Origin of the sequence: Pseudomonas sp. NPDC089752, from assembly GCF_044748725.1 — a bacterium.
GTDB lineage: Bacteria > Pseudomonadota > Gammaproteobacteria > Pseudomonadales > Pseudomonadaceae > Aquipseudomonas.
Genome location: NZ_JBIVGP010000004.1, coordinates 371,096 through 393,130, shown reverse-complemented (window position 1 = coordinate 393,130; position 22,035 = coordinate 371,096). Strand labels below are relative to the sequence as shown.

18 protein-coding genes are annotated in these 22,035 nt (G+C 57.8%); 8 read left to right on the top strand and 10 right to left on the bottom strand.

Annotated elements, in window-relative coordinates:
* Positions 1-66 precede the first annotated feature (66 nt).
* Together ACIPZF_RS09195 and ACIPZF_RS09190 are read right to left on the bottom strand one after the other, a co-directional pair.
* Positions 67-603, bottom strand: a complete 537-nt coding sequence (locus ACIPZF_RS09195; RefSeq protein WP_400797975.1) for a super-infection exclusion protein B — start codon at positions 601-603, stop codon at positions 67-69.
* 99 nt (positions 604-702) lie between these two features.
* Positions 703-1,296, bottom strand: a complete 594-nt coding sequence (locus ACIPZF_RS09190) for a hypothetical protein (protein WP_400797972.1) — start codon at positions 1,294-1,296, stop codon at positions 703-705.
* Between the two features lie 740 nt (positions 1,297-2,036).
* Here ACIPZF_RS09190 and ACIPZF_RS09185 point away from each other — a divergent pair.
* Entirely contained in the window at positions 2,037-2,981 is a 945-nt protein-coding gene (locus ACIPZF_RS09185; RefSeq protein ID WP_400797969.1) for a hypothetical protein, read from the top strand.
* Between the two features lie 175 nt (positions 2,982-3,156).
* Here the strand turns inward: ACIPZF_RS09185 and ACIPZF_RS09180 are convergent, their stop codons facing one another.
* Positions 3,157-4,065 carry a transporter gene (locus ACIPZF_RS09180; protein ID WP_400797966.1) on the bottom strand — a complete coding sequence of 303 codons (909 nt, stop codon included), beginning with the start codon at positions 4,063-4,065 and terminating at the stop codon, positions 3,157-3,159.
* Positions 4,066-4,355: 290 nt separating this feature from the next.
* Here ACIPZF_RS09180 and ACIPZF_RS09175 point away from each other — a divergent pair, with 290 nt between their 5' ends.
* From ACIPZF_RS09175 to ACIPZF_RS09165, 3 genes are read left to right on the top strand one after another with little or no spacing between them, the layout of a single operon-like run.
* Entirely contained in the window at positions 4,356-5,114 is a 759-nt protein-coding gene (locus ACIPZF_RS09175) for a hypothetical protein (RefSeq protein ID WP_400797963.1), read from the top strand.
* 19 nt (positions 5,115-5,133) lie between these two features.
* A complete protein-coding gene (locus ACIPZF_RS09170; protein WP_400797960.1) occupies positions 5,134-6,588 on the top strand; it encodes a DUF1254 domain-containing protein in 1,455 nt (484 codons plus the stop codon).
* Positions 6,589-6,635: 47 nt separating this feature from the next.
* Positions 6,636-8,129 carry a DUF1254 domain-containing protein gene (locus ACIPZF_RS09165; RefSeq protein ID WP_400797957.1) on the top strand — a complete coding sequence of 498 codons (1,494 nt, stop codon included), beginning with the start codon at positions 6,636-6,638 and terminating at the stop codon, positions 8,127-8,129.
* A gap of 83 nt (positions 8,130-8,212) precedes the next feature.
* Here the strand turns inward: ACIPZF_RS09165 and ACIPZF_RS09160 are convergent, their stop codons facing one another.
* Positions 8,213-8,842 carry a LysE family translocator gene (locus ACIPZF_RS09160; protein ID WP_400797956.1) on the bottom strand — a complete coding sequence of 210 codons (630 nt, stop codon included), beginning with the start codon at positions 8,840-8,842 and terminating at the stop codon, positions 8,213-8,215.
* Positions 8,843-9,880: 1,038 nt separating this feature from the next.
* Entirely contained in the window at positions 9,881-10,042 is a 162-nt protein-coding gene (locus tag ACIPZF_RS09155; protein ID WP_400797953.1) for a hypothetical protein, read from the bottom strand.
* Positions 10,043-10,477: 435 nt separating this feature from the next.
* Here ACIPZF_RS09155 and ACIPZF_RS09150 point away from each other — a divergent pair, with 435 nt between their 5' ends.
* The 4 genes from ACIPZF_RS09150 to ACIPZF_RS09135 all read left to right on the top strand — a co-directional run bounded on the left by ACIPZF_RS09150 (position 10,478) and on the right by ACIPZF_RS09135 (position 13,081).
* A complete protein-coding gene (locus ACIPZF_RS09150) occupies positions 10,478-10,660 on the top strand; it encodes a hypothetical protein (protein WP_400797951.1) in 183 nt (60 codons plus the stop codon).
* Positions 10,650-11,261 carry a YitT family protein gene (locus tag ACIPZF_RS09145; protein ID WP_400797949.1) on the top strand — a complete coding sequence of 204 codons (612 nt, stop codon included), beginning with the start codon at positions 10,650-10,652 and terminating at the stop codon, positions 11,259-11,261. Before ACIPZF_RS09150 ends, ACIPZF_RS09145 begins: the two co-directional genes overlap by 11 nt.
* A gap of 187 nt (positions 11,262-11,448) precedes the next feature.
* The gene (locus ACIPZF_RS09140; RefSeq protein WP_400797947.1) at positions 11,449-11,817 is read left to right on the top strand and encodes a hypothetical protein; all 369 of its coding nucleotides are present in this window, start codon (positions 11,449-11,451) and stop codon (positions 11,815-11,817) included.
* A gap of 1,033 nt (positions 11,818-12,850) precedes the next feature.
* Positions 12,851-13,081, top strand: coding sequence for a hypothetical protein (locus ACIPZF_RS09135; RefSeq protein WP_400797945.1), 231 nt, complete (start codon positions 12,851-12,853; stop codon positions 13,079-13,081).
* A 47-nt stretch (positions 13,082-13,128) separates the two neighbouring features.
* Here ACIPZF_RS09135 and ACIPZF_RS09130 read toward each other — a convergent pair whose 3' ends face one another.
* From ACIPZF_RS09130 to ACIPZF_RS09110, 5 genes are all read right to left on the bottom strand, one after another.
* Positions 13,129-14,418 (bottom strand): hypothetical protein, encoded by a 1,290-nt coding sequence (locus tag ACIPZF_RS09130; RefSeq protein WP_400797943.1) that lies wholly within the window; start codon positions 14,416-14,418, stop codon positions 13,129-13,131.
* 93 nt (positions 14,419-14,511) lie between these two features.
* Complete coding sequence (locus ACIPZF_RS09125) at positions 14,512-14,946, bottom strand: DUF2846 domain-containing protein (RefSeq protein WP_400797941.1); 435 nt, start codon at positions 14,944-14,946, stop codon at positions 14,512-14,514.
* Positions 14,947-15,175: 229 nt separating this feature from the next.
* The gene (locus ACIPZF_RS09120) at positions 15,176-16,132 is read right to left on the bottom strand and encodes an arsenic resistance protein (protein ID WP_400797939.1); all 957 of its coding nucleotides are present in this window, start codon (positions 16,130-16,132) and stop codon (positions 15,176-15,178) included.
* Between the two features lie 383 nt (positions 16,133-16,515).
* The gene (gene glyA, locus ACIPZF_RS09115) at positions 16,516-17,769 is read right to left on the bottom strand and encodes a serine hydroxymethyltransferase (RefSeq protein WP_012316314.1); all 1,254 of its coding nucleotides are present in this window, start codon (positions 17,767-17,769) and stop codon (positions 16,516-16,518) included.
* Between the two features lie 284 nt (positions 17,770-18,053).
* On the bottom strand, positions 18,054-21,884 hold the full coding sequence (locus ACIPZF_RS09110) for an EAL domain-containing protein (RefSeq protein ID WP_400797937.1): 3,831 nt from the start codon (positions 21,882-21,884) through the stop codon (positions 18,054-18,056).
* Positions 21,885-22,035 lie beyond the last annotated feature (151 nt).

The window sequence follows — 22,035 nt, the reverse complement described above, 5'->3', positions numbered from 1 at the left end:
CAAAAGCGCAGCGTTAAGACGCCCAGCAGACGAAGTGGGTGATAGTTGAGGAAATTGTTGGCCTTGCTACCTAAATCCAATTTTTTGCCTTGGGGTTTGAGGTTGACCCGCATATCCGTCTAGTAAGTGAGGATTCAGCTCTAGGTATTGGCGAGCCCACGGCTGCAAATTAAATGCAAAGCCATCGACGAGGCTCCCAACGCTTGAGGCTAAATATGTAATACCCTTCGACCTTAGCCCAGCCATGACCCCATCTTCCATTCCAACATGAACGGTGTTTTGTTGATTCTCAAGGTATGGAATCAGATAAACCTTTTCTTCTGGAGTTAAGCTATGAAGCAATTCTTGACGTGATTTGGTTACCTGTCTTTGCTCATGTCGCTGTTTAAAGGAAGTGAATATTCTGGCGACGGAAAACGAAAGCACAAACAAGAATGCGGGACCTAGATATACTCGGAAATTTTTACGAAACCCATCAACAGCAACGGTACTGGCATAGTCCTCTGGCAGGAACAGGATTAGTCCCAAAACCGTTAGAATTGCCACTAAGAATGCCGCTGGTATTTTTCTAAAATACTCAGCAATTTCTGTTATTTTCCCCATGACTGTACAATTCCTTATGTGGTACCAATTTTTGGTTGAGGCGCGTGCTCCAACCCGCCCCGGTGAAGGCATCAAACGACTTTAAGAAGTTTCGAAGCACTACAATAATGCGGATATGCCAGCAATAAATGGACCAAATACAGTGATGTGCGCAGAGACGTTTTGCATAAAGTCCCTGTATGCTTCTGTAAAGCCACCTTTCTGGTGGCTGACGGCAAGTGCTTGCACATTATCTACTAGCCTTGCCTCGGTTTCACTATCGAAGCCATTAGACTTAATTGCCGAGATCAAATCAGCAAAGATAGCCGGCTCGTTATAGTTAGTTGTTATGCTTGCTGTGGCGTCAGCGGAGTTAATATTAATACTGGAACCAGAAACACTGCTTATGTGAATGCCTGCAACTTGTTTCATTGTCTGAATACCATTTTCCATTTTATAGAGATCGCTATCTTTCAGCATCTGCAGGGTTATGCGCACTGCCGCCAATAATCTCTCTTGACTTTTGAAAAGAGTAACCATTTGATCCACAGACCAAAGATTGACGTCGTATTTATTGCATGTGTCTTTCGCAGTGATTGGCACGTCTTGATTGTAACCACCGTAAACCCAAGAGCTTTTGAATGCTTCGACAAGTGCCGTGAGCGTTGGATATTTACTGAAGTCATAGTTTATAGCAAGCAGAGAATCGTACATGTAGATCGCCATGTCTCGACCATCTGCATACAACGCCTCTACAAGGTGCCGCTCCTGATGTGGGATTCTCGATACAAACCGGAAGTCCTCTTCATTTTTTAAGTGACTCCAGTTCTTCTCGCACACCCTAAACTCCTCTCCGATCGATAAAAGCCTAGATATGTAAGGCGCTACAGGCTCAAGATCCCTTCTGATTTTCAATCTTGCCTCCAAATGCTAGCATTTAGTTAATACTCCTTGTCGATGCGTAGCCTTCAAACCAACTTAATGGATCGTTTGAAACGCGACATTGGCAAGAAGAAAAAATCGACAGAATTTATACTGATATTACGAAGTCGCCTGCTGTATGTCCATGCCGATTATGGGAGGGCCCTGCGTGCCTCTTCTCTCCGTTAGCTACCTTCCGTGAATGGCAGCTATGGGTCGAAAGCGGTCAGTCGCGAACGACTGCTATCGACCCATTTCGGACGTCCGTCTGAGCCCGTTTCAAATCAGAAGTTGAGGGAGGACTGGCCTGAACGCCTCTGCTCCTGGTGGCACCGTCGAAGCATTAAAGTAAGCAACTCTCAGTCTTGGCATAAGCGCTGATTGCGGTCCTGCTTCCCCATCCATAAGCCCCAACCCTAGATGAGCTATGCAGCCGGTTTGGGAGAAGTCGTCCCTCACCGCATACGTCTGACCGGCTTGCGTCCGTAATTGGCAGCTCGCACAGCACTACAGGGGCTGCAAAGGACTGAACGATGCTCAGGATGCCCAAGCCGATGTATACTGGCCATGTGCCATGGATAGAGCGAGGGTTTGCGATGGCGGGATTATGGGAACCGGTGGGCGGCGTATACACTGCATCTGCGTCGTGGTGGCCTAATTTGGATTTTTTGGAAAAATTGAGTAACTCACCGCTTCTCATTGCTGTTGTAGGTGGCTTACTTGGTGCAGGTTTTGGTGCATGGGCAGCGGGACGGATCGCCAAAAGAAGTAAACAGCATGATGCGATAAACACCGAAATTCGAAACACGAATCTGGCCATGCTACTTGCGCAGCAAGCCTTCAACATCGGTTTGGGGCTTAAAGTGAGCGCTATTAAGCCTCTGACTGACGCGTACACCAAAGCTCGGAGCGAATACTTAGATCCAGTCAATGGCGGAAAAGTAAGCGAGACGCAAAACCTGCAAAAAATCAGCCCCATTAACCCGCCAGTTGAAGCGCTGCGTACCATCGTCTTGGAGAAACTCACGCTAAAAGGTCCTGCCATCCGGGCCGGGCTGGAGGTGGTTGATGCTGTGCACTGCTTGAATCGCACACTTACGGTTCGAAATGAGCTAGCTGACATGCTTCTCCATAACCAGTTGCCGAGGGGGATGAACTTTGAGCACATGTATTTCGGCATTGAAAAGGATGGGCACCGCCATGAAGGCTACAGTGACACCATCCGAGATATAGCCCGTTTCACTGACGATCTTCTGTTTTTCAGCATGACGTTGTGCCAACACCTAGACGAACGCGGTGTAGAGCTAGGTAGGCGGTGTAAGAAGCTAGGAATGGGTGAAGTATCCACCCTACGCTTCCGTTTAGCTGATGATGTAGTGAAAGGAATGATTCCGAGTGCCGAGCCATACAGGATGTGGTTGGATCGCTTCCAAGAAGAGGTGGGCAGAAAAAAGTGGTGGCCAGTATGGAGCAAGTAAGGGCGTCTCACTGATGATTTTAAGCGCCTGCGTCTGGCTCAATCCTGCCCTTCCTGAGGGCTGCTTCGGGTCGAAAGCGGTCTGTTACAGCCGGTAGGTATCGATCCGAAGCTCACAGCCATGATGGCGGCCCTTCCTCTCTGTTTTCGCTGCGACCGTACGCTGATTGAAGTCCTCACCAAACATACTGTAAGCGTAAAGTCCAAGTGTTTACATCCGGCGAACCTGTCCGTTCGGAAACGGTATCAGAATAAGCAATCAGCCCCCCGAACTGGGGCGATAGCATGAAGCCCAGGCTGGCACCCAGCAATGTGTTCTCTTGCTGATTGTCCTGGTTGACGCCGTTGATCCTGGTTTCTCCGCCTTTGTTGTAGGTGGCATCGATGGAGGCCCAAAGCGCACGGTTGAAGCTGTAGCTGTAGTGACCTTCAACGGCATACAGCGGCTTCTGCTCAAGCTTGTTGTCGCCCAGGTAATCATCATTGTCGCCATACAGGGATACGTAGGTGTTGATCTCGAGCCAGGTCGGCCCGATAGGTGTACCGAAGGCCAGCTCCGGTTTGAACACCCAGCGGTTGGCGCCGATGTTGATGATGCGCTTCTTGTCGTAATCGCCGGTAGGCGCCGTCACCCACAAGGCCCCGGTCAGGAATGTCTCGGGCTGCCAGGTGGCGAACTCTTCCTGGGTCAGTGCCGGCCCTCCGAACAGGTTGTGCACGAAAACCAGCTGCACATCACCCAGGCCGCCATTGTGCTTGGTACCGTTGAAAAACCGCGCATCGTCGAACGATGCGCTGACATCGGCATAGGGCTGGATGACCTGTATCGCAGAGTTGCGCCCGTCGATCCCAAAGGATTTTGCGTAACGCAGGATGTACAGGTCGGCGTTCAGCGAAAGCCCATCGATCGGCAACGAGGTGTCGATGGGCGTGTTGGTGTCGATGAGGTTGTAGTAGCCAAAGATCATGTTCAGGTCGGTCGGCAGGTTCTGCCAGTCGCGAGCGTTGTCTGCCTGGGCGGTAATGGAAGCGGCAATGCTGATCCCCAGCAGTGTTGTGCCAGTACACCACGAGCGTCGAAGCATGTAGGGTCCTTAGTGTTCATCCATGGAGTGGGCAAATGCTGCGGAAAATACCTGCGTTAGCCTCATCCGGGCTGCAAGCGATTGGTTATTGAGCATAGCCACAAACTGAAAACCCGCATTGTGATTGGTGGCTTAATATTCCGGCACGGGGCCACCGGTGCTAGCACAATACGAAACCTCTGCTAACTTTGAGGCAGTCGACCAATCGATTCGAATCGGTCAGTAGCCAATCGCCAACTCAGGGAAGATAAAGCATGTGTAGTAGGACTCCATGGTTACGGCCGTGGGCAGTGGCAGTTCTTGTTTCGATCCCCTTCGGCGCCCAGGCAGACAATGCCGAAACTGCCAACAAAAGTAACAACCCGCTCAACCTTGCCCCGGGTTTGAATTTCCAGGATTACTACACACCGTCGCTGTATGACACCAACGCACACACCAACGACCTGCTGGTGCGCGGCACGCTGCCAATCGCCCCGGGGGACTTCATTGGTGTACCGCAACTACTGCGCGCCACGGTGCCCATCAGTACCCGGCCGGACCCGCACGGCGGTTACAGCACCGGCTTGGGCGACTTGAACCTGTTCGATATCTTTCTGCTCAAGACCGAGGGCGTGCAGCTGGGCATCGGCCCGCAGATCACGGCCCCCACCGCCGAGCATGATGAGCTGGGCACGGGTAAATGGCAGGGTGGGCTTGCCGCCGTGGCCATCGATGTCTCCCCACGCGGCCTGCTGGGTGCCCTGGTGCAGTACCAGTCATCTTTTGCCGGTGATGATGACCGGCCCCATGTCGAAACCGCGACCTTTCAGCCTTTCATCATTCACAACCTGCCCAAGGGTTGGTACCTGCGCTCCACCGGCACCTGGACCTTCGACCTGAAGAACGACACGCACTACATCCCTGTGGGCCTGGGTATCGGCAAGGCCAGCAAGGTGGGCAGCAACATCTACAACTGGTTCGTCGAACCGCAGTGGACGGTGGACCACAAGGGCGCGGGCGTGCCGCAGTTCACGTTGTTCGCGGGTTTGAACATCACGTTGGGGAAGTAACGGATAAGGAGATGACCGCATGAGAAAAGGTGCATTGATGGCCCACCTGGCGCTGGCAACCAGCGCGCTGCTGATCACTGCCGCAGTGCAGGCGAGCGAGCAGCCGGCCGTACAGGTAACCGGCCCTGCGGCGGATGTGAAAGTGACCGAGGCGTATGTACGCATGCAGGCCAGGGATGCGTATTTCTGGGGGTGGACGATGGCCAACATCTACAACCGCAGGCAGAAGTTCAAGGACCTGCCCGAAGCTGGGCTGATGGGTGGCATCGTGCCGGTGGCGCCGATCAATCACCTGTCCATGCTCACCGACTACATCTCGCCGGGCGAACGCCTGGTCGCCTGCCCCAACCAGGACGTGGTCTACGGCGCTGGCAGCATTGCCCTGGATGTCGAGCCGGTGGTGCTGCAAGTACCGGATTTCAAGGACCGTTTCTGGGTGTATCAGGTGGTGGACCTGCGCTCGGACAGCTTTGCCGAACTGGGCAAGATGTACGGCAGCAAACCCGGGTTCTATCTGCTGGTGGGGCCTGAATGGAACGGAAAAGTGCCCGAGGGGATTACCCAGGTATTCCGGGCCAAGACCAATACCGGTTTTGTCATCCCCCGTGTTTTCCAGGACGACACCGACCAGGACCGCGAAGCGATTCAGCAATTCTTGTCGGGTATCGACATGTACCCACTTTCGCAATTCGATGGCAAAGCCAAACAGCGTGACTGGCGCAAGTCGCCCAAATTCCCTGCGCAAGCAGCGGGTGATGAAGAAACCCGCTGGGTTTTCCCGGAAAAGTTCTTTGATGAACTGCCGGCCATTCTCGCAGATGCCAAGCCCTTGCCCGGTGAAGAGGCCCGCTACGCTCAGTTGTCAAACCTGGCACAGATTGCCCAGCGCGATCCTCAACTGAAGCAGGCGATGATTGACGAAGCACAAAAAACCGATGAGGAAGTGGTCAAGCCGCTGTTGCAGTTCCGCAACTACGGCCAGCAACTGCCCCATCACTGGAGCACGATCAACAATGGCGCAGCGTTTGGTACCGATTACTTTCTGCGCACGGCGGTCGCCCGTTCGAACATCTTCGTCAACAAACAGATCGAGACCAAGTATTTCTACCAGGACCTGGATCAAAGCGGCCAACGCCTCAACGGTGCCCAACGTTACAGCGTGACGTTCGCCAAGGATGCCTTGCCGCCGGTAAAAGGTTTCTGGTCACTCACGCTCTATAACCAACAGCACTTCTTTGCCGAAAACGCCTTGGGCCGGTACTCCCTGGGTACCAAGAACAAAGCGTTGAAACACAATGCTGACGGCTCGCTGACGCTGTATGTGCAGAGCGAATCGCCGGGTGCCGACAAGGAAAGCAACTGGCTGCCCGCGCCGAAGGGCGCCGATTTCTCGTTGTACGTTCGAGCCTACTGGCCTGAAGCCTCCGCAATGAACGGCCAGTGGACGCCGCCGGCGGTGGTCAAGGCCAATTGACAGCCGCATCAGGCACCCTTTCAAACTGCGCCACATAAGGACATCCCATGAGCAGCTTGCGCAACACCTTGACCGCCCTGGCCGTAGCGGTCTCGCTGGGCAGCGTCGCCAATGCCGCCACGCGTTACGAAGAGCTGGCCAATCAGCCTTTCGAAAATGGCTTTCCGACCGAAGCCACCGCCCGCAGCCTGATCGACGAACTGGTCTTTCAGCGTGCAGTACAGTCGTACCTGTGGGCGTTGCCAGCCATCAACATCTGGTCGATGAAGGAAGCGTCGGAGAAACAATTCGGTGCTGGCTACAACATCCTGCCGACCTGGAAGAAGCGCATCAATGCCAAGACACTGGTGACCACGCCGAACTCCGACCTGGTCTACGCCATGAGCTACCTGGACTTGGCGAAGTACGGGCCGCTGGTGGTCGAAGCACCGCCCGGCGTGCAGGGCATGTTCGATGATTTCTTCCAGCGGCCGATTGTGGGGCCCACCATCGATGGCAATACCTGGCGCGGTGACGTCGGCCTGGCCGGGCCCGACAAGGGCAAGGGCGGTACCTATGTGCTGCTGCCGCCTGGTTATGACGGCCCTGAGCCTACCGAGGGCTTTGTCTACCGCTCGCGCACCAACAATGTGTTCCTGTTCTGGCGCACCTTCTTCAAGGACCCGAAGGACCTGAGCGTGCCGGTGGCCGAAGTGGAGCGCACGAAGATCTATCCGCTAGGCAAGAAGGATTCGGCGCTGCCCATGCAATTCCCCGATGCTACCGGCGCACCGATCAACATGCTGTTTCCCGAGGACGGCCGTTACTTCGAACTGCTCTCGCGCTTCATAGAAGCCGAAGCGGTCGACACGGCGGACATGGACATGCGCGGCTTCCTGCATACCATCGGCATCGAAAAGGGCAAGGCCTTTGCCCCGGATGCCGAGCGGCGCAAACTGTTGGATGAGGCGGCACGCACGGCGTTCAAGATGAGCAAGGTGGTCACCAGTCATCTGCTGATGAAAGAGCCGGGTGGCCTTTATTACACGGATCGCCAGTATGTGAACACGTTTGCCGGGGAAAACACCGAGTTCCAGGCCAGCGGCACGTTCACCAATCTTGAGCAGCGAGTGGCGTTCTTCACCTCTGCCTACTCGGACAGCCCGGGCATGGTGATGAACATGGTCGGTGCCGGCGCCAAGTACCCGGCGACTACACGCGATGCCGATGGCAAGTTCCTCGACGGTGCCCACACCTACAAACTCAACCTTCCGGCAAATGTGCCAGCGGCGTTGTTCTGGTCGGTGACTGCCTACGACAACCTGACCGCCTCGGGGCTGGACAACGGCCAGCCGTTCCCGTCGCTCAACCAGATGGACAAGCCAGCGCAGAACAGCGACGGCTCCACCGACATCTACTTCGGCCCTGAATCACCAAGTACAGGGAAAAACTGGATTCGTACGGTACCGGGCAAAGGCTTCTTGGTGATTGTGCGGCTGTACGGGCCGAAACAGGCGTTTTTCGACCAGAGCTGGAAGCCCAGTGATTTGATCAAGCAGTAGTGTTGAACTCACATTGCCCCGTTATTAAACGGGGCAATGTGAACAAGTCAATGAGAGATACGTCGAACCATCCTGGTGAGCCCTCAACCCGGCGGGTTGAGCACTAGCAAACGTACCGCCAGAGCTGTCATGACCGCAGCGAAGCTATACGCACCAAAACGTTTAGAGATTACGCCTTCGCGGAGGCGCCCATGCAGACGTCCGGCCCAGAAGCCTAGCAGGGAATGGAAGATCAAGGCGATAAGCGAAAGCAGCAATCCCAGGAACATCAATTGCGAGGTGACGCTGCTGCCACCCACGGTGACGAACTGCGGCAGGAATACCATGAAGAACAACAGCGCTTTGGGGTTCAGCAGGCTGTTGAGCGTGGCTCGGGCAAAAATCTTGCGCATCGAATCCTGTGTGGCTGGAGTATCCGTATTCGCAGAAGGAGCCTTCAAGGCCTGCCAGGCCAACCACAACAGATAGCAAGCACCGGCCCACCGCAGCAAGTCAAACGCCGGAGCCCAACTCATTACCAGCGCACCGAGACCCGTGCTCACCGTGATGGTCATCAGCACATCGGCCAGGGTTATTCCCAGAGCGGCGGCGAGGCCGGCGCGCCAGCCGTGGGCAACTGCATGGCTGGTGACGATAGCCATGTTAGGGCCGGGCACAACCAGCAATAGCAAGGCGGCGACAATGAACAGGTGGAGGTTGGTGGCGTCCGGCATGGGGTATTACTTCCTTGGGGGGAGGAGTCATGCTAACCGGCGGTAGTCAGGCAGAAGCAGATACAGTGGGGATGGATTTGGCCACTACAGCCAGGTGTGGAGAGACAACATAATCCGTGTGAAGGCCTTTTTAAAACAGGTTGGCCAGTAATGGTTATAAACGTGGAGCTGCTGCTATTGGCCGGTAGCTGCCTTTCGCGAAGGGCAGCAATGGGTCGATAGCGGCCTACCATGGTTACACCGGATCTGTTGTTACACTGCTAGGGCAAAGCGAAGGCATGAACGTGTAACGCTATTTTTTCCTTTAAGAACAATGGGTTGCTCGTATTCGTTACACCCATTACACCTGTTACACCGCTTTGGATTGGTAGTCATCTAGCGACCCCATGCCCCCTATCTGGGCATGCCTTCAGCGGCTGAGGCACTCCCCACCTCCCGGATCCTAGGAGCCGCCGGGGACCCTGAGAGATGTGGTCAGATACGGGGCAGGAAACCCGCGCTTTCTTGTTAGCGGGAGCGTTCACAGCTTAGTGAACTGCTTCACTGGGTGAACCCACCCAATTGATTGGTTAACCCTCGAATTATCTTGCCAACTGCAAGAATGAGGCTTCGCTTGCAGTCAGCTCATTGACCCCAGCAGGAGTGTTGCGGTGCGTTAACCGCCAAGGGCTCGAGCTGCCTCAATGCCGCGTGGGGTTAGCAGGCCGGCATACTCCCTACGAGGCCTGATGTTACCGGCCTGCATCCTCGTGATTCGGTAGCATCCGTAACCTTTCGCCCACAGTTGCTCAAAAATTTCCGCATTGGACTCGATGAATGTCCTCTCGAGTTCCTGGCCTTCCTCATGCATCTTCAGCAGTGTGCGCAGCATGGTGTTGAGGTTTTGGGGCGTAGTAGTCATATGGCAGTGCTCTGGGTTGGGTTCAGCTAATCCTAGACGGTCTCCCGGCTTCGACTCCGGTGAGGTGACTTTTGCTTTAGGGATACGTTTAGGGATACGACTTCATGTGATTAGCCAGATTCTTCAGTAGATACTGGTCATGTGGTCCATTGTTTGATTCCTGTCTCCGGCACCACATTAAAGGCTTGCAGCGATGCAGGCCTTTTTTGCGCCTTGATAAAAGGTGCGGCTTTCGCCCGCCAGTTGAAACAAATTGCCGAAATCAGCTGGTTTGAGCTATCAGGGCAGATCTTCGACAATCTCGCCCAATCCTGTGGTAGCCGCCGCGGCCCTGCACGCTCTTGCACCCGAATTCATTGGTCGCCACACCCCGGTTCGATTCCTATTCTTAAATGTTGCTGGCCACTCAATCGCCTTGGGCCGGCGCATCTCGTGCCGTACCTATGAGGCAGACAACGCCGAGGTGCGCGCCAAGCTTGAAATGACTGATTGCAGCCAAGGATCGGATTTAGCCGGCTCCTAAAAATCCGCCCCTACTTGTCAGCGCATATTTCTCTCGCGATTTTCCGATATCGCGAATAGTCAATTCAAAGATAGCCCCATTCCTTGCAAAGTTAGAAAGCACTTTTCGCACAATCAGCGTCATCATTTCTCTCAGCTGCCGGCCTACCCTGGCCCAAGGCGCCCCAGGTGAAACCCACCTTTCGAACCACCCTCCCAAAAGGAACCGCACCGTGTATCAGGTGACTTACGACCTGGCCGACGCCCAGTCGAGCCTTGAATTCATCCTTGAACAAGTGATCTACGGAACCGTGGTTATCATCGTTCGCCACGGCATCGAGATTGCCCGCGTCACCCGTGTTGAAGGCTTGCGCCAGCCAGCCACTCGGCGCATGGAGACGCCGTATGAACACTAGCGCCTCCTCTTACCCACGCCACAGCACGCTGGATGACGCGTACGGCCTGTTTACGGGCATCGCCCTGGCCGCGACCGGAATTGCAATACTGGGCAAGAGCGGGCTGATCACCGGGGGTATTGCTGGAATGGCCCTGCTGGCGTCATTCGTCACCGCCTACCCGCCATCGGTGCTGGTGCCGGCAATCAATGTGCCGTTCCTGCTGCTCGCGCTGTTCACCATGGGTCGGAACTTCACCCTGAAAAGCATCCTGGTCAGCTTCGCACTGGGCCTGGGCGTCAAGCTGGTTAGCCCAGCGTTGAACGTGAACGGCATCGAGCCGGCGGTGGGGTGGGCGCTCGGCGGGACGCTATTGGGAATGGGCATCCTCTGCCTGGCCAGGCACAACGCATCCATGGGCGGTACCGGCTCGATGGTCCTATGGTTGCAGCGCAAGTTCGGCATCAACGCCGGCGTGGCGCAGCTCGTTTGCGATGCGGTGCTATTCCTGGTCGCGGCTTTCTACCTGCCGGCCGACAAAATGGCCTGGTCGGCCGTGGGCACCGTCGCCATGAACCTGGTGCTGATTCGCTGGCACAAGCCTGGCCGGTATCGGGGCTGATTTCCAGGTCGCCAGCGGTACGCGCTCCTACGCCCGGGCGGGGATCGCGGGAGTGGGATGAGCTCATGTCCTGTACTGGCGGGGCCGACTAGGATTTGTCACAATCAGAATTGGTTAGTGGCGTTGTGATATCGCATTCATGATGCACTTATTGTTGACGCGTGGAGGCAGTGTGTCGGATTGCGAGTTGATTGAGTTTTCCGCCCGGTCCATTGGGCTGGAGCTTTCCTTCCAGAATGGTTCGGCAGGCTATTACCGAGATTTCGGGGACTGCGTGGCCTGGCTTCCATGGGACCCGATTGTGGATGGTGCTGATGCCATGCGGTTGGTGGTGCAGCACGGCATGCAGATTAATGCGGGTGCAGTGACCTGCCGTGTTGGCACCCACAAACGAGAGCATGTTCGGAGATACCCGGCAGGGGTGAACGGCGAAACTGAAGTTGATCTCGCAACCCAGGCGCTTTGCCGGGCAATCGCCGAGGTGGCGGTTGATATTTACAAGGCCGGGGAGGCTGAGAAAGCCTATTCCCAGCCAGCCTCTCTTTCAAATGCCTGATCAGGCAGTCCTACGTCACCTGCTTTCCTTTCTGATACCTAAGAAACTTGCAGACGCGTGTCCAGAGGCATAATTTGCCTCGGTCGCAATTGACGATGCGACCGGGTTTGGCGACCCTTACGAAAAGGCGCAACGGCGCCCCGATCACGATTGCAGGTGCTTTTTTTGCGTCCGCAGTTTCGTTCAATGGTGGCTGTGCGTGGGAGACCTTCGGGTCTGCCGGGTTCCTTTTCCTCGGTTCGCCAACCTGCGTACAGCTGCCACCCTAACCGTTTGGCGACGGTCAGCGTGGTGCATCAATCGCCGTATCGGCGCCTACTGGCAACAATCACCTCCTGTTGTATGAAGTGAGAAAAAGTCAGGTATTCGAGTCGGGCACCTGCTCCGCTTGCGTCCTTAACCCGAACAATCGGTCGGCTAGCTGTCGACCTCGTTCCAGCCCTTCCTCCGTTAACCAGATGGATTTGAAACCTTCAATAAGGGCGCCTGGGGTAGGCTTTCAGTGCGTGGCGTAGGTGGGTCAGCTAGGTTGAGGAGGCTAAATTCGGCTGACAGTCATATTGAATGCTTGATCCGCTTTCGGTGTTTTCCCACACCATAAGTCGCGCATTCACCAAGCCGAGCGGCTTGCGAAACATGGGGCAGGGGGATACATTGCCTCAGTCACCGAAGCATCGGTGATGCGACCTTGGCCGGTCGGAATCGAAAGGCGCATCAGCGCCCAGTCTTTATCGCAGGCGCTTTTTTTGTGTCCGCGATGTCGTGTTATGGCGGTGGTGCGCGGGACACCTTCGGGTGTGCCGGGTTCCTTTCGTCCCGGTCGGCCAACCCGCGTACTGCTGCCACCTTAACTTGCTTGGCCGCGAGCGGTGGCAGGTCCACAACGAAAGGAACTCATGCATGACCACCAGAAATCCCTTGCGGATCCTCGCATCCGTTCTCCGCCGCCGCCCCACGCCGGCCCCCAGCCTCCACCGTTTCTACCCCATCTGCTCCAAACCCCATCCCGCCTGCACACCAAGGCAGGTCCCCCATGACTGACCTTGAACGGTTATCCACAATCCAAAGTTACGCATGGACGCTGGAGCTGCTCGGCGAAGCCCTCGTACAGCACGACGAGATGCTCGAATGCGAGCACAACCCGCAGCTGACCTTCCGCACCACCGCCGGCATCCATCAGGCGATTCGGATCATCAGCCGCTTGGCCAGTGAACAGTGTGGGAAGATGGCCGAGCTCAGCCAGCAAGGTGATCTAGCCGAGTAGGGGAACAGGTGCTATCGCCGGTCCTGATGTCGGCGATAGCGCATGTCTCAGCTCTCTCGAATTGCGGCGTCCCCACCATTTTCTAAGACATCCTGTGCTCTTAATATCTGATCGTAATGCGGCCGCTGTCGTGCCCATGACTCACACAAATTACAAAAGTTTGCAATGATTGCCAGCGTGTCCATTGCTTCAGTGGCGTCAGACTTCGGGTTCAGTGCGTATTCATCAAAAAGTTTTTGAAAACTAAAATGCTTGGCTGCCTCAATGTTTGACGGCTCGCTAGCTAAAATCCAATCCAAGGTGACGACTTGTGATTGTATGGCTTCTTGAATTTCACATAGTCTAGTCAGCCATGAGAATACTTCAACTTCATTTGGGTTGGGCTTTAGAGATTTTGCATTACTCTCATAATCGGTCAGCAAAAGGCTAAGCTGATCGTGTGCTTCATTGGCTGTTACGCAATGATGTCTTACCAGTTCGCATGCTTTAGTAAATATCTTGACTTGTTCTTGAGCGGCAGAGCCCTCTTCGTGAAGGAAGGCTGCCTTGACATTTGGGTCGATAAAATACTTTTGCCATGACGAGATGAGATGTGCTATCGAAATATCGGTCTTGGATGAATATTTCATCATCGCGGTTATTGGGGCCATTTCGCCCTTGGATGCTTCAACCAGGCTGGCAATTTCCGATGTCAGTTTTTTAAACGTAAGACTAAAGTCAAAAGTCTGCTTAAGCGATGCGGCGACGTAGATGTCAAGGTTGTGATTCGCTTCGGCCATGGAATAAGCCAGGTCCTTGGGCAGGCTTCTCAACCCGATCTCGACTTCGCACAGCGGGCGAACAGCCCACTCTGGGTTATTGCTTGTGAACGTGTGGATATCAATTGGTAAGGTCTTACGAGGCAATTTCTTTGAGCATGTCAGTTGGCAGTCTTGAAAAATTTGTGCGATAAATTGAGAGCATACGATGCCTTTATTATCGGAAAATTTAACTTCATTGCTCATTAAGGCAGTAAGCTTGTATTTCTGGCCGAAATAGTAATGTGCTCGCTGAATGACGTTTTGAATTGCATCGCGGTTTGCTGTCTTGTGTCGGACCAGCACTGACTTACCGACATCGTAGGAGTGACGGACCTCATCCCATTGACGCAGGGTGATACCGATGCCTGGGTTCGCATCCATGATCATGTTCTGGCCAGTCACCATGGCGACGTGTGAGTAGCTTGAGCGCTGCATCCTTGATATTGCTTGGAACGTGATATTAGGTTTGGTGAACAGGCTCTTTCCTCTGAGCAGCAGGATGTCGCCGGGTAGTGGCAAGTCGTGATCAAAATCCATGTGATACGTCCAGATCATTGGTGGCTTGCATGCAGTAACGGGTACCCTCATGTGAGGGAACCCGCAACCAATGTTTTTTATGGAAAGCCAGTTTTACAACGTCCCTGCCAGTTTCGTACCCATCACACCCGCCTTGCCTTCTGCCTCACTCATCACATGCAACTGGGTCTTGGCATTACCGAAGCCCATTCTCATCTCCTGCCAGATGTACAGGTTCTTGCCCGCCTCGGCAGTCACCTTGAGCATATGGAACTCCCCGCCGGTGCAGGAAATGGTGTGTTCCCCCGGCGTTACTTCAGCGACCAGATAGGTGTCTTTGGCAGTGGCGCCGATCATGCGGCCGTCGATGGACACCATCCATTGAATTGCAGCGCCCATGGTTTCGTTGCGGTAGATATAGATGCGCGACTTGTCCGCTACGATCTCGAAGCGCTTCATTTGCGTATCTTCGTAGGGGTGGGCCATGGGCACGGAGGTGCAGCCTTGCAACAGGGCGATGGTAGCGAGAGCGGCGATGAGCTTTTTCATCCAATGTCCCTATTTGGGTAGCGGCGTTTTGCCATGGGGTGGATGTTTTATACCTGTAGGGTGAGCGCTGTCCAATGGCTGGCGGTTACTGTTATTTGAGCTCACAGCAGAATAGGCTCAGCGAGTGGGAGCGGCTTCAGCCGCGATCACCGGCGAAGCCGGTGCCATCCTCCGTGGCGCCTGTTTCGCGGCTAAAGCCGCTCCCACAGTTTCGCGGGGGGCGGGCGAGTTATACTCGTACCAGCGCCGGCACCACACGCACATAAACCAACTCAAACACCAACTCCACCAGCGTCTGGGTAATCACCGCCGCCGCCGCCAGCCCGCGCAGGTCTTCCGGCAACGCCAGCGCCAGCGGCAACACCACCAACGAATTGCGTGTCGCGGCGCTGAAGGTCACCGAGCGTGCCTCAGCCACCGGCAAACGGAACAGCCGCGCCGATACAAACCCGAGCACCGGTGCCAGTAGCATGAAGCTGAGGTACACCGGGATCACCGGCAGCAGGCGCTCGAAATCGCTCAGCACCACGGCAATCTGCGAACCGATCACCGCCACCAGCACCAATGCCATCGCCGGCACCGGCATCCAGGTCCAGGCGTCATTCCAGTTCGATATCACCCTTGAGCGCCGAGCGCCGGCCGAGGTAAGCACGGCGAGCACCATCGGCAGCACGATCAGCAGCACGAAGGCTTCGACGAAGGGGGTGATGTCGATCGCCACCGCATTGCCATCGCCAAGCATCAACATCAGGTATACCGGCAACAGCAGCAACTGCACCAGCAGCAGCACGGGCGTGGCTGCAAGGGTCAGGCGTGAGTCGCCTTTGCCGATGTGGGTGAACACCACCACGTAGTCGATGCACGGCGTCAGCAGCACCAGCAGGGCGCCGATGAGGATGGCCGGGTGCTCGACCAGGCCGCGGGTGGCGGCCCACACCAGCAGCGGCACGAGCACGAAGTTGGCCAGCAGCAGCGCGGCCATGAAGCGGCGGTTGCCCAGGCCCTGGCGCAGGTCGAGGAAGGGGATCTGCAGGAACATCGCGTACATCAGCACGGCGATGGCGGGGGTAATCAGGGATTCCAGCAAACTCGCGGTTTCGGTGGCCAGCAGGCCGAAGGCGACGGCGGCGAGCACGGCGGCGAAGTAGATCGGGATTTGCTGGGTTTCGAGTTGTTCTCGGGTCAAGGTGGGGCCTGTATTTGTTGGGGCGGATATGGGAAGGGCTGCCAGGGGTTCGCCTTGAGGGATTTGGCGCCTATGGGATCGAGCGCCGCCCGCGCGGCGCATCGCGGATAAATCCGCTCCTACGTTTGTTTCGGGCCAATCATGTCTGTGGCATCGACGCGCGACCGCTCTGGGGCCGGTCTCGAAATTGAGCCGGACACACAAGGCGGTCGCGCACCTCCGTCACTGGCGTTACTGGCCGAAAACAAACGTAGGAGCGGATTTATCCGCGATGCGCCGCGCGGGCGGCGCTCGATCTCATAGGCGCTGAAAATCCTGCGTCCTACCCCTCAGAAAAAAGCCCGGCACAAAGGCCGGGCTCTTTCACATCAGGCAATCGCCAATCAGTTGCCGTAAACCGGCAGCTTCTTGCAGATGGCCTTGACCTTTTCACGCACGGCGTCGATCACGGCGTCGTTGTTCAGGTCGGCGAGGATGTCGCAGATCCAGCCAGCCAGCTCTTTGCACTCGGCCTCTTTGAAGCCACGGGTGGTGACGGCTGGGGTGCCGAAACGCAGGCCCGAGGTCACGAACGGGGAGCGTGGGTCGTTCGGCACCGAGTTCTTGTTGACGGTGATGAAGGCTTTGCCCAGGGCAGCGTCAGCATCTTTACCGGAGATTTCCTGCTTGATCAGCGACAGCAGGAACAGGTGGTTCTGGGTGCCGCCGGAAACGACGTCGAAACCACGCTCGATGAACACGCTGGCCATGGCCTGGGCGTTCTTCACCACTTGCTGCTGGTAAGCCTTGAACTCAGGCTGCAGGGCTTCCTTGAAGCAGATGGCCTTGGCGGCGATGACGTGCTCCAGTGGGCCGCCTTGGGCGCCTGGGAACACGGCCGAGTTCAGCTTCTTCTCGATGTCGGCGTTGGCACGGGCCAGGATCAGGCCGCCACGTGGGCCGCGCAGGGTCTTGTGGGTAGTGGTGGTGACCACGTCGGCGAACGGCACCGGGTTCGGGTACACGCCAGCGGCAACCAGGCCGGCGACGTGGGCCATGTCGACGAACAGGTAGGCACCGACCTTGTCGGCGATGGCGCGGAAGCGTGGGAAGTCCAGCACTTGCGAGTAGGCCGAGAAGCCGGCAACGATCATCTTCGGCTTGTGTTCAACAGCCAGGCGCTCGACTTCGTCGTAGTCGATCAGGCCGTTGGCGTCGATGCCGTACTGGATGGCGTTGTACAGCTTGCCCGAGGAGCTGACCGAAGCACCGTGGGTCAGGTGGCCGCCGTGGGCCAGGCTCATGCCCAGGATGGTGTCACCGGCCGACAGCAGGGCCAGGTAAACGGCAGCGTTGGCCTGGGAACCGGCGTGCGGCTGGACGTTGGCGTAGTCGGCGCCGAACAGCTCTTTAGCGCGGTCGATGGCCAGTTGCTCGACCACGTCGACGTACTCGCAACCACCGTAGTAGCGCTTGCCTGGGTAGCCTTCGGCGTACTTGTTGGTCAGGACCGAACCCTGAGCTTCCATGACCGCTGGGCTGGTGTAGTTTTCCGAAGCGATCAGCTCGATATGCTCTTCCTGGCGCAGAGCTTCTTGCTGCATGGCTTCGAAGAGCTCGGCGTCGTACTTGGCAATGGTCAAATCACGGCTGAACATAACGGTCCTCAAGGATCGGGCTGAATTGGGGGTGCATTCTAACCGATTGATTCGCGCCTGGCATATGAAGTGGCATCAAGTCGCGGACCAATGGGCTTCATGTTGCATCCCGCGCCGTAGCTGGGCTGGAGTTGACTTTGAGGTCCGTTTTACGGGTCGCAGATTCAGTACCTTGTGGGAGCGGGCTTGCCCCGCGAACACCGGCGACGCCGGTGCCATACACCGCGGTGTCTTCTTCGCGGGGCAAGCCCGCTCCCACAAGGAGAAGTGCAAGCCGTGGACCTTCAATGGAACATGAACAAAGTCTCGTTGGCGAACTGTGCCTCGAACTGGTTGGCCGGCATTGGCCGCCCGAACAGGTAGCCCTGCACCTCGTCGCAACCGTGCTCGCGGAGGAACTCCAGCTGCTCGTGGGTCTCGACGCCCTCGGCGATCACGGCCAGGTTCAGGCTATGTGCCATGGCGATGATCGCGCGGGCAATCTGCGCGTCCTGCTCGCCCTCGGGCAGGCCGTCGACGAAGGTGCGGTCGATCTTCAACACGTCGATGGGGAACTGCTTGAGGTAGTTGAGCGACGAGTAGCCGGTGCCAAAGTCGTCGACTGCGATGCTCAGGCCCAGCACCTTCAGGCCGTCGAGTATCTGCATCGCTTCGTTCACATCGCGCATCAGGATACTTTCGGTCAGCTCCAGCTCCAGGCAGGCCGGCGGCAGGCCGCTTTCTTCGAGGATGCTGGCGATGCGGTTGCCCAGCTGGCCGTCGGAGAACTGCCGCGCCGAGATGTTCACCGAGACCTTCGGCACTCGCACCTTGGCCTTGTGCCAGGCCTTGAGCTGGCGGCTGGCCTCGCGCAGCACCCAGTCGCCGACATCCACCACCAGGCCCAGTTCTTCGATCACCGGTATGAAGTCGCCCGGCGGCACCAGGCCACGGGTCGGATGGCGCCAGCGCAGCAGCGCCTCGGCACCGGTCAGGCGCTTGCCGTCGCCGCTGAACTGCGGTTGGTAATAGAGGATGAATTCGTTCTGCTCAAGCGCGTGGCGCAGGTCGCTTTCCAGCTCCAGACGCTCCAGGGCGCTGGCGTTCATTTCCGCCTGGTAGAACTGGAAGTTGTTCTTGCCGCGCTCCTTGGCGTGGTACATGGCGGTGTCGGCGTTCTTCATCAGCTGGCTCAGCTCGCTGCCGTCCTGCGGGCTGAGGGCAATGCCGATACTGGCGGTGACGAAGAACTCGCGGCCCTCCAGCACGAATGGCCGCACCAGGCTGCCGAGGATGTTCTCGGCCACGTGGATGGCGCGGTTGAGGGCCATTTCGCGGGTGGCACGCGATTGCAGAAGCAGGGTGAATTCGTCACCGCCCATGCGTGCCACGGTGTCGTCGTCGTCGACGCAGGCCAGCAAACGCAGGGCCATGTCCTTGAGCATGCGGTCGCCCGCGGCGTGGCCGAGGGAGTCGTTGATCGGTTTGAAACGGTCGAGGTCGAGGAACATCAGCACCACCCACGACTTCTGCCGTTCGGCCTGTTGCAGCGCAGTGTGCAGGCGGTCCTGGAACAGCGTGCGGTTGGGCAGGTGAGTCAGGGCGTCGTAGTAGGCCAGGCGGTGGATGCGCTGTTCGCTGGCCTTGCGCTCGCTGATGTCGGTGAAGAAGCAGACGTAGCTGGCCAGGTCGCCCTCGTCATCGAGCACCGCCGTGATGCCGACCCAGGCCGGGTAGCGTTCGCCGTCGCGGCGCTTGAGCCACACTTCGCCTTCCCAGGTGCCGCGCTGGTGCAGTTGCTTGAGCACGTAGCGCAGGTGGCCTTCCTGCTGATCGTCGACGGTGAGCATGCTCGGCAACTGGTCGAGCACGTCGCTGACCGCATAGCCGCTGACCCGGCTGAACGCTTCGTTGGCCTGCACGATATAGCCGGCCGGGTCGGTGATGAGGATGGCCGAGGTGGAGTGCTCGAATACCGTGGCCGCCATGCGCAGGTCTTTTTCCGCGCGGCGCTGCTGGCTGATGTCGCGGCCAACGCCCAAGACGCCTTCGAAGCGTTCGTGCTCGTCCCACACCAGCACCAGGCGCAGCTCGATGGGGATCTTGCGGCCATCGGCGCGCAGGCAATCGAACAGGAACAGCTGGGTAGGCAGCTGGCTGCGCAGTTGCGCCAGTTGCTCGCGGTCGCCCATGGCCTTGCTGACCCGCTCCATCAGGCTATAGATGCCGGTGAGCTGCGACGGGTTGGCGATGATCGACTGCCAGCCGTTGTCGAAGATCCAGTCGGCCTGATAGCCCAGCACCGCCTGCACCGAGGGGCTGACGTAGTTGAGTTGCAGGCGGCTGTCGGTGGAGAAGATCACGTCGCTGATGCTTTCGGCGAGCATGCGGTAGCGCTGCTCGCTGTCACGCAGCGACTGGCTGGCCTCGATCTGCACGGTGACGTCCTTGCCCACGCCGATGATGCGCGTGACCAGGCCATCGCCGTCGCGGGTCAGCACCTGTTCGCGGATGTCGTAGCAGCGCCAGCCGCCGTCGCGATGGCGGAAGCGCAGTTGGCAATGCAGTGGCTGGTCGTGGCCGTTGCCGCGTTGCTGCTGGCGCAGGGCCTGGTAATGCGCTGCGTCTTCGGGGTGTAACAGCAGCTCCCAGAAGCGGTCGCCCATCTGCGCAAGCTCGCTGCGGTCGTAGCCGAGGGTCTGGCCGAGGTGGCGGTTGCTGAAGATCATCCGCTGGCTGAGCACGTCCTGCACGTAGAGCTGGTCCGGCACGGTGCGCACCACGTCCGACCAGAAGCTCTCGCGCTCCAGCAAAGACAGCTCAACCTGCTTGCGGCTGGTGATGTCGCTGATGCTCAGGATCACCGCCTGGTAGTCGCGGCGTTGCTCGGGCAGGCGCGCCATCAGCCACAGGTGCAGCTCGCCACCCAGCGGCGCGGGCAGGCGGACTTCGAGTTCGAGCAGCGGGCGCTGTTCGATCAGCGCGTCGATCAGTTGCATGCCGACGCTGTCGCGGCCATCGCCGCTGCCGTCGATCAACCGCTGCCAGGCACCTTCGTGGCAGTCGACATTGAGCAGTTGGCGCGCCACCTGGTTGATCTCGGTGATCTTCAGTTCCAGCAGCAGGGCGCGGCGCAGGTTGGGGTCGAGCGCCAGGCTCTGCTTGAGTGCAGCGAGGTTGCGCAGGTGATAGCGGTCGAGTTGGCCGGGCAGGCTGGAGAGGTCGAGCACGCACAGGGCCACACCGGTGCCTTCGAAAATTTCCTGGTAGCGCCGGCGGTCTTCCTGCAGGGCGCGCTGGCGGCGGCGCATGTTGATCAGCGCCAGCACCGGCAGCAGGGCGCAGAACAATGCCAGCAGCACCTTGCCGAGCAGTGCCGGGAGCAGCTTTTGCTGGGCCAGGCCGGCATCGAACAGGCCGCGCAGTTGCCAGGCGCTGTTGTCGATGAACGCCAGCATCACGCTTTGCAGCGGCTCGTCGCTGGTTTGCGCAGGCGCGTGGCGCTCCAGCACCTCGCCGCTGCGGCTGTTTTCCAGTAGCCACAGCGGATGCGCTGGGCCGTCCAGGTGCGCGGTGAGCGTGCGGTAGTAGTCGCTGGACAGGCGCAGCAGCCAGTAGCCGCGATCTTGCTCGGCGGTTTGGCGCAGCAGCAGGTAGACGGTGCGGTTGTCCGGCGAATTGGCGAAGAAGTAGCTGCGGCCCTGGTTCAGCTGGAACAGCTCGTCAATCTGCTGACGGTCGGGGCTGCCGACCAGGCTGTCGCTCAGCAGTTGCCCGCTGTGGTCCAGCCAGGCCAGGTCCCGCAACGTGGGGAGACGCTCGCGCAAGGTGCCCAGCAGGCTCGGCAGGGCGGCGAGCGTCGGCGCTTTGACGTAGGGCTGCACCACATTCAGTGCCTGCTGGGCCTTGAGCGCCATGTTCAGGCCAAGGTGGTCGGCCAGCTCGGCGCTCGCATCCAGGTTCAGCTGGCGCTGGTCGGCCTGGGTGTGGCGGAACTGCGCGAACAGTTGCCAGAGCAGCAGCCCCAGCAGTATCAGGGCCAGCAGGGCCAGCGCACCTTTGACCGAGCCGCGCAACGAAGCAGCAGGGGCCGGGGGGGCGGGGCGCAGCGCAGACGGATGATTGAGATTGGTCAAGCGTTGATCCTGCTAAGGGGCTGGCGATGGCAGGGATTGATCATGCACGGTGTATGCCGGTGTCGCGGGGAGCCGGACCGTGGTGGCGCACTATAAGGCCGGATACCCGAAACGGGCTAGCATGCCTGTGATTATGGCAAAGTGCCAGCCT